Source organism: Mesorhizobium sp. M1A.F.Ca.IN.020.04.1.1 (genome assembly GCF_003997315.1).
Classification (GTDB): domain Bacteria; phylum Pseudomonadota; class Alphaproteobacteria; order Rhizobiales; family Rhizobiaceae; genus Mesorhizobium.
In genome coordinates this window covers 1-7,465 of the sequence record NZ_RZSN01000231.1, presented here as the reverse complement: position 1 = coordinate 7,465, position 7,465 = coordinate 1, and the positions used below count along the sequence as shown (strand labels likewise).

8 protein-coding genes and 1 pseudogene are annotated in these 7,465 nt (G+C 64.6%); 5 read left to right on the top strand and 4 right to left on the bottom strand.

What is annotated here, in order from left to right:
• Nucleotides 1–509, bottom strand: a 509-nt coding sequence (locus EOA49_RS28895) for an alpha/beta hydrolase (protein ID WP_164749309.1), incomplete at its 3' end; no start/stop codon positions are given.
• Nucleotides 506–1,444, bottom strand: a complete 939-nt coding sequence (choX, locus tag EOA49_RS28890) for a choline ABC transporter substrate-binding protein (RefSeq protein ID WP_067001126.1) — start codon at nt 1,442–1,444, stop codon at nt 506–508. The genes choX and EOA49_RS28895, both read right to left, overlap by 4 nt.
• A gap of 108 nt (nt 1,445–1,552) precedes the next feature.
• On the opposite strand from choX, the gene betI reads away from it, so the two are divergent.
• The gene (betI, locus tag EOA49_RS28885; RefSeq protein WP_127216670.1) at nt 1,553–2,164 is read left to right on the top strand and encodes a transcriptional regulator BetI; all 612 of its coding nucleotides are present in this window, start codon (nt 1,553–1,555) and stop codon (nt 2,162–2,164) included.
• Between the two features lie 6 nt (nt 2,165–2,170).
• Here the strand turns inward: betI and EOA49_RS28880 are convergent, their stop codons facing one another.
• Entirely contained in the window at nt 2,171–3,130 is a 960-nt protein-coding gene (locus EOA49_RS28880; RefSeq protein WP_095802560.1) for a LysR family transcriptional regulator, read from the bottom strand.
• 105 nt (nt 3,131–3,235) lie between these two features.
• Here EOA49_RS28880 and EOA49_RS28875 point away from each other — a divergent pair, with 105 nt between their 5' ends.
• The 4 genes from EOA49_RS28875 (at nt 3,236) to EOA49_RS28860 (ending at nt 6,512) form a co-directional block, all read left to right on the top strand.
• The gene (locus EOA49_RS28875; protein WP_095802561.1) at nt 3,236–3,718 is read left to right on the top strand and encodes a cupin domain-containing protein; all 483 of its coding nucleotides are present in this window, start codon (nt 3,236–3,238) and stop codon (nt 3,716–3,718) included.
• A gap of 131 nt (nt 3,719–3,849) precedes the next feature.
• Complete coding sequence (gene fumC / locus EOA49_RS28870) at nt 3,850–5,247, top strand: class II fumarate hydratase (protein WP_095802562.1); 1,398 nt, start codon at nt 3,850–3,852, stop codon at nt 5,245–5,247.
• 292 nt (nt 5,248–5,539) lie between these two features.
• Complete coding sequence (locus tag EOA49_RS28865; protein ID WP_067001137.1) at nt 5,540–5,962, top strand: DoxX family protein; 423 nt, start codon at nt 5,540–5,542, stop codon at nt 5,960–5,962.
• A gap of 127 nt (nt 5,963–6,089) precedes the next feature.
• Nucleotides 6,090–6,512, top strand: coding sequence for a DoxX family protein (locus EOA49_RS28860; protein WP_127216669.1), 423 nt, complete (start codon nt 6,090–6,092; stop codon nt 6,510–6,512).
• Between the two features lie 4 nt (nt 6,513–6,516).
• Here the strand turns inward: EOA49_RS28860 and EOA49_RS28855 are convergent.
• Nucleotides 6,517–7,465 (bottom strand): annotated as a pseudogene (locus tag EOA49_RS28855) (exopolyphosphatase); the annotation flags it as partial.

Genomic DNA, 7,465 nt, shown 5'->3' with positions numbered 1-7,465 from the left:
CAATCGTAGAACGGATCGGTCGGCGAGATCGGGTCGCGCAGTTCCGCCACGCCGGCAACCAACGGATGGTCCGGCGCGAAATCTGCCTTCAGCGCCCCGGCCAGGACGACCAGCCCGCCGACCAGTTCCGGATGCCGCGCGGCCACCTGCATGGCGACCATGCCACCCAGCGAATGGCCGAGAACGACCGGCCGGGCGAGCCGCAGGTTGCGGATCAGCCCGGCGACATCGTCGGCGAAATCGGCGATGCCAAAGCCCCTGCCCGCCTGCGAGGCGCCATGGCCGCGCAGGTCCGGCATGACCAGCCGCCGCGCGGAAAGATGCGGCGCCAGCAACGAGAAACTGCGGCTGGTGTCGGTGAAGCCGTGCACCAGGACGAGCGGCGGTTCCGAGCCGGCGACCTCGACATAGGCGAGGTCGAGGCCACCGACATCGACGAATCGCTTGCGGCCGGCCCAGGCGTCCTGCTCGCCCCCTTGTCCCGACAGATCCAATGCCGCGGGCCTCACAGTCCAAGCTTTTCCTTGACCGCGGCGAGGCCGGGCTTGCCGTCGAAGGTGGTGACGCCGGCAAGCCAGGCGTCGACACGATCCTTGTTGAGCGTAATCGATTTAAGCGCCGCTTCCTCCGGCTTCATGCCGTCATTGATGAGGTAGCCCATGCCGACATTTTCCAGATCGATGTCGAAGGCAAGGTTCTTCAGGAACTGCGCCACGTTCGGGCACTCCTGCAGGAATCCCTTGCGCACCTGGGTCGTCACGGTCGCGGCGCCGAAATTCGGGCCGAAGAACTTGTCGCCGCCGGTCAGATACTTGAAGTCGTACATCGTGTTCATCGGATGGGGCGCCCAGCCCTGGAAGACGATGAACTGCTTCTCCTTGATCTCGTAGCCGACCTCCGAGAGCATGCCGGCTTCGCTCGATTCGACCACCTGCCAGCCGTCGAGCTGGAACTGAGGATCGGCGATGGCATCCATCATCAGCTGGTTCGAGCCGGGCTCGATGCCGTACATCTTCTTCCCGAATTTGTCGGCGAATTTGTGCAGGTCGGAGAGATCCTTGACGCCGGCTTCCCAGACATAGGTCGGCACGGCGAAGGTGTATTTGGCGCCGACCAGATTGACCCGCACATTCTCGATCGAGCCGTCCTTCCTGTAAGGCTCGTAATACGTGACCATCGCCGGATCCCAGTAGCCGAGGAACAGGTCGAGGTCTTTGTTCTTCATGCCTTCGTAGATGACGTTGATGCCAAGCACGTCGCTCTGCGGCTCATAGCCGAGCGCCTGGAGCAGGACCTTGGCCACGCCCGTCGTGAAGGCGAGATCGTTCCAGCCGGGCTCGGCCATTCGCACCACCTTACATTCCTCCGCCTCGGCCGCCTGAACGGTTTGAGCGGCCACCATCAAGGCAGCGAGACAGACGCCATTCGCAAGCAAGCGCACCATTCCGGTTCTCCTCTGTTGACCATTTGGTCATGTTATTGTCCCAGCGGTCAATGATTGATCTGAGCGGGCGAAAATGTCAACATGGATTCGCAAACATGGATCGATCCGGTGAAGCTCACACGTCTCAGCGACATACGCCGCAAGGAGTTGCGGCAAGCGGCCTTTGCGGTGCTCGAGCGCGAGGGCATTGCCGGCGCCACCTTGGAAAAGGTCGCGGCCCAGGCCGGCGCCTCGAAGGGCATCGTGCTGCACTATTTCCGCAACAAGCAGGAATTGTTCGAGCACGCGATGCGCGAGGCCAATGCCGTGCTGTGCAACGCGGTGGTGGCGCGGCTCAAGCGGGCGCGAACGCCGATCGAGCGGCTGGACGCGGTGATCGAGGGCAATTTCGAGGAGCATTTGTTCCTGCCGCCGCTCTGTCACGCCTGGCTGTCGCTCTGCGCCGAGGTGCCGCGCGACGAGAAGCTGGCGCGCATCCAGCGAGTGATCCACGCGCGCATGCGCTCGAACCTGTTGTCCGGCCTGCGCGGCCTCGCATCGCCGGAGTTGGCCGCGGAGATCGTACTCGGCGTCACCGCTCTGATCGACGGGCTGTGGCTCAGGCTTGGCCTGCAGCCGGGCAGCGTGTCGCGCGCGCAGGCGGTCCGCCAGGTCAAGGACTATGTCGCGGGGCGGCTCGCGCTGCGCCAGCCCGCGGCCATCGGCCTGGCGGCCGGATAACAGAGTCTACTCTCCGACCTCATCCTCCAGGTTGCGGAAGCCGAGCGCCTCGACTTCCACCAGGATCTGCTCGCGGATCCAGCGATGCGGCGCCTCGTCGTCATGGCGGGCGTGCCAGTACATCCTGACCGCCGGCGAGGGAATCGAGATTGGCGCCCCGTAGATGCCGAGCGGCAAGGATTTCGCCGCCACCGCCGCGAACTGCATTGGAACGGCCGCCAGATAGGGTCCGCTCGCCACGGCCAGCGCGACCGCCTGGAAATGCGGCAAGGCAAGCGTGACCCGGCGCGTCCGCCCCATCTTCCCCAGCGCGTCATCGGTGAAGCCCGACATCGAGCCGTCGATGGAGCGCAGCGCGTGCGGCAGCTCGCAGAAGAGATCGAGCGGCACCTGCTCGCCTTCGGCGATGCCGGCCCGATTGAGCGCTGCATTGCCCTTCGCCGCGATGACGGCGAAGGGCGAGCCGAACAGCGGTACGCTGGAAACCCATTCGGCGACTTCCAGGGGACGCTCCAGCGCCACGTCGATTTGGTCCTCCTGCAACAGTTTCGAGACGTCGCCGATGGCGCTGTCGAGGAAGCGGAACGACACTGATGGCGCCACCGCCGCGATGCGCGCGGCAAAGGGCGGCATCAGGAGCATGGAAAAGAAATCCGCGCCCATGAAGGTGAAGGTCCGCTCCAGCCTGGCCGGATCGAAGTCCTTCGCCGGCTGGAAAGCACGCTCGATCTCGCGCAGCGCGGCACGCACAGGCCCGGCCAGGCTTTCGGCGCGTGGCGTCGGCACCATGTCGTTGCCGCGCCGCACGAAGAGCTGGTCGTTGAGCGTATGCCGCAGGCGGTTGAGCGCGGCACTCACCGCAGGCTGGCTGAGGCCGATCTGCTCGCCGGCGCGCGTCACGCTTTTCTCGCGCAAAAGCGCGTCGAGCACCCTCACCAGGTTGAGATCGAGCGCGTTCAAATTCATCGCATCAATTCAGTCCATATGATCATTCGATTTCCATCTCCCACGCGTCGCTGGTTAGTTCGCCGTCGACGCCGCTTCGCCGGCCCAACACAAAGCAGAGACACCATGACAATGATCAACCGGACCATCGCAGGCAAGGAACTCCTTTGGTTCAACAACACGCTCGTCGCCATCCAGGTCTCTTCGGCCGACGGAGAGGACGGCATCTGCGTCATCGAGCATCGCCTGCCCTATGGCGATTCCCCGCCGCTGCATATGCACCGCAACGAAGACGAGGTATTTCACATCCTCGAAGGACAAATGCGTTTCCAGATCAACGGCCATGAGCGGGTCGTGGGCGCGGGCGAAACCGTCATCGCGCCGAAGGGCCTGCCGCATACATACAGGGTCGAATCTCCGCAAGGCGCGCATACGCTCACCGTCACGCGCGGCTCGGATTTCGAGACGATGGTGCGCCTGGCGAGCCGCCCCGCCGAACGGCCGGACCTGCCGCAGCCGGGGGCGCCGACGCCCGAGATGATGGCGACGCTGATGAGACTCTGCGCCGAGAACGGCATCGACATCGTTGGACCGCCGATGGAGGGCTGATCTGGCCCACAAGGGGGGAGATCGGCAGCCCCCTTCAACCGATTTGCATCTTCCTCGCCCGCAATCTCCGCTTGAAGGGTTTTGTGCAACGCGATACGCCCTTGCGCAAATCGACAGACCGGAGATTTCCCGTGAGCGCTGAGAAGACCAGAACCGAAACCGATACATTCGGTCCCATCGAGGTCGCGGCCGACCGCTACTGGGGCGCGCAGGCGCAGCGTTCGCTCGGCAATTTCAAGATCGGTTGGGAAAAGCAGCCGGCCTCGATCGTGCGCGCACTGGGCATCGTCAAGCGCGCCGCGGCCGAAGTGAACATGGAGATGAAACGGCTGGATCCAGCCATCGGCAAGGCAATCGTGGACGCCGCGCAGGAAGTGATCGACGGCAGGCTCAACGACCATTTCCCGCTCGTGGTCTGGCAGACCGGTTCGGGCACGCAGTCCAACATGAATGCCAATGAAGTGATCTCCAACCGGGCCATCGAGATGCTCGGCGGCGTGATGGGCTCCAAGAAGCCCGTGCACCCGAATGACCACGTCAATATGAGCCAGTCGTCAAACGACACCTATCCGACGGCCATGCATGTCGCCTGCGCCGAGCGGGTCGCGCATCACCTGATCCCAGCGCTCCACCATCTGCACAAAGCGCTCGACGCCAAGGCCCGCGCCTTCAACCACATCATCAAGATCGGCCGCACCCACACGCAGGACGCCACACCCCTTACGCTCGGCCAGGAATTCTCCGGCTACGCCGCGCAGGTCGCGTCGTCGATCAAGCGCATCGAGCAGACGCTGCCCGGCCTGCAGGAACTGGCGCAGGGCGGCACCGCGGTCGGCACCGGGCTCAACGCGCCGGTTGGCTTTGCGGAAAAGGTGGCGGACCGGATCGCCGCCATCACCGGCATCGCCTTCGTCACGGCGCCGAACAAGTTCGAGGCGCTCGCAGCACACGATTCCATGGTGTTCTCGCATGGCGCGATCAGCGCGGCGGCCGCCGCGCTGTTCAAGATCGCCAACGACATCCGCCTGCTCGGTTCAGGCCCGCGCTCGGGCCTCGGCGAGCTGTCGCTGCCGGAGAACGAGCCGGGCTCGTCGATCATGCCGGGCAAGGTCAACCCGACGCAGTGCGAGGCGCTGACGCAGGTCTGCGTGCAGGTGTTCGGCAACAATGCCGCGCTAACCTTCGCCGGCAGCCAGGGCCATTTCGAGCTCAACGTCTACAACCCGCTGATGGCCTATAATTTCCTGCAGTCGGTGCAGCTGCTTGCCGACGCTTCCGTATCCTTCACCGACAATTGCGTCGTCGGCATCGAGGCGCGGGAAGACAACATCAAGGCGGCGCTGGAGCGCTCGCTGATGCTGGTGACGGCGCTCGCCCCCACCATCGGCTACGACAACGCCGCCAAGATCGCCAAGACCGCGCACAAGAACGGCACCACGCTGCGCGAGGAAGCTCTCGCCACCGGGCTGGTCAGCGAGGCCGACTACGACCGGCTGGTGCGGCCCGAGGACATGACGCATCCGGGGTAGTTCTCGCGGCGCGGACAGGCCAAAGGGGTCGTCGTACCAGGGCGAAGACGACCCGATCGGGCGTTTCGGCTAGTCCCCGAGGTCTGCGACTGCAACCCCAACCGATGGCTTGGCTATTTTGCGGGGGCACAATTTACTCGTTAATCCCAATCCGCCGACACGATTTTCGCGCGCGTCCGACGGTCACCGAAACATACTGCCTGTGAACAATGTGTCGCCGCATCGGCGGCTTTGGTGAACAGTCTTCGTCGTCTATCTGACTGGGCATTCAACACGATTCGGAGACTCGCCAATGTCCATCAACACTTCCGCCGCCGGTACCAGCATCGCGTCCAACAGTGCCACCACCATCCTGCTCGGCCGTATCCTGCTCGCCGTCATCTTCCTGCTTTCCGGCTTCGGCAAGCTTACCGCCATTTCCGGCACCGCCGGCTATTTCGGCGCCCTCGGCCTGCCGCTTCCGACCGTGACGGCCGTCGTGGTCGGCCTCATCGAGCTGCTCGGCGGCCTTGCCATTCTTGTCGGGTTCCAGACGCGGATCGCCGCCTGGTTGCTCGCCATCTTCACGATCGCCACCGGCCTGGTTGCTCACACCGGCTGGGCCGACCAGATGCAGATGATCCAGTTTCTAAAGAACCTCGCCATCACCGGCGGCTTCATCCTGCTCGCCTCCTCCGGCGCCGGCGCCTATTCGATCGACGCCAAGCGCGGCTGATCTCCTCCCCTCCCAAGCTGAAATTGGCGGCGCGGAATTTTTCGCGCCGCTTTTTCGTTTTTCGATTGCAGGCGTACACTGCACCGAGAGCCGGTGCATTCCCGGATACCGGCAAGGGAGGTGGGCCATGAACCGCAACGCGTTGCTTCTCGCCTCGCGGCTCCTGCTTGCCGCGCTGTTCGTGCCCTCGGGCTTCCAGGTGCTGACCAACTTATCCGGCACGATCGATTACTTCACCGGCCTCGGCCTGCCGCTACCGACCCTGGCGGCCTGGGGCACCGGCCTGTTCGAGCTGATCGCCGGACTTTTGATCCTTGTCGGTTTTCAGACGCGGATCGCGGCGCTGCTGCTTGCCGCCTTCACTATCGTCGCCGGCTTCATCGGCCATTTCGGCCAGGGCGGCGAGGATGCGACCCTCACCTTCATGCACCATCAGATGCTGATGAAGGACATTGCCATTGCCGGGGGCTTCCTGGCGCTCGCCATGGCCGGCGCCGGCGCATGGTCGGCCGACGGCCGCCCTTTTGGCGTCGGTGCCGAGATCACCTGATCCGTCACTTGACGGAAATGCTCGGCCCGCCCTCGACCGCAAGCACTAGCGGGCGGTTGGTGATGCGGGCCAGCTGCGCCAGCCGCCCGGCAGGTCGTTCGCCATAGAGGTCGGCAAGCGACGCCGGCAGCACCAGCGCAAGCGCACCGTTGCCGCGGCTTTCCCATTTCAGCCGCGGCATGACCCCGGGCATCGCCGCCGTCAGCAGATAGACGACGCGCATCATCGCCGCCAGCGCGCGGGCGCGCTCGAGCATGCGCGGCGGCGCCAGGGTCTTGATCTCGGGCGCGATCGCATCGTTGAAGATGCCGTCATGGCGATAGGCGTTGGTCAGGGCCAGATAGGCGCGGCCAGGATGGTCGACGCCGATAAAGGACGCATGCGCGATGATGTTGAGCGACTGCCGGCCGCGATATTCGGGATGCGCCCGCCAGCCGATATCGGCAAGCAGGCAGGCGGCGTGGCGGTAGCGCGCCTCATCCACCGTCTCGTCGATGCCGAAGGCCTTGAAAGCCTTGTCCGTCCAGTCGACGAGGTCATGCGCGTGATGGACCGAGCGCGAGCGCAGCAGCGCCAGTTCCTCCGCCGCGGAGATCAGCGGATCGGCCTTCTGCTCGGCGGCGTCGAGCAGCGAATAGAGGAAGCCTTCGCGCACGCCCTGCGCCGAGACGACGATCTTCGAGGGCTGCATTGCCGCCATGATTTCCTGCAGCACGACCGCACCGTAAGGCAGCAGCGAGCGGCGGTTCTTGGAGACGCCTTCGATGCCCTTGACCTTTTCGACCTCGCCCTTGGCCACCTGCCTAAGGAAGTTCAGGGCGCTGTCGGCGGCGATCTCGTAATGATGCATGACGCCGAGCGGGTAGTTGGTCATCTCCATATGCAGCCGGGCGAGGTTTCGCCAGGTTCCGCCGACGGCGTAGAACACCCTGCCCTGCCCACCCTTCAAAAGC

What these genes read in the sequence shown, in the direction of transcription:
- choX (WP_067001126.1), bottom strand. Translation starts at nt 1,444, where the DNA reads ATGGTGCGCTTGCTTGCGAATGGCGTCTGTCTCGCTGCCTTGATGGTG.
- EOA49_RS28880 (WP_095802560.1), bottom strand. Translation starts at nt 3,130, where the DNA reads ATGAATTTGAACGCGCTCGATCTCAACCTGGTGAGGGTGCTCGACGCG.
- EOA49_RS28875 (WP_095802561.1), top strand. Translation starts at nt 3,236, where the DNA reads ATGACAATGATCAACCGGACCATCGCAGGCAAGGAACTCCTTTGGTTC.
- EOA49_RS28865 (WP_067001137.1), top strand. Translation starts at nt 5,540, where the DNA reads ATGTCCATCAACACTTCCGCCGCCGGTACCAGCATCGCGTCCAACAGT.
- EOA49_RS28860 (WP_127216669.1), top strand. Translation starts at nt 6,090, where the DNA reads ATGAACCGCAACGCGTTGCTTCTCGCCTCGCGGCTCCTGCTTGCCGCG.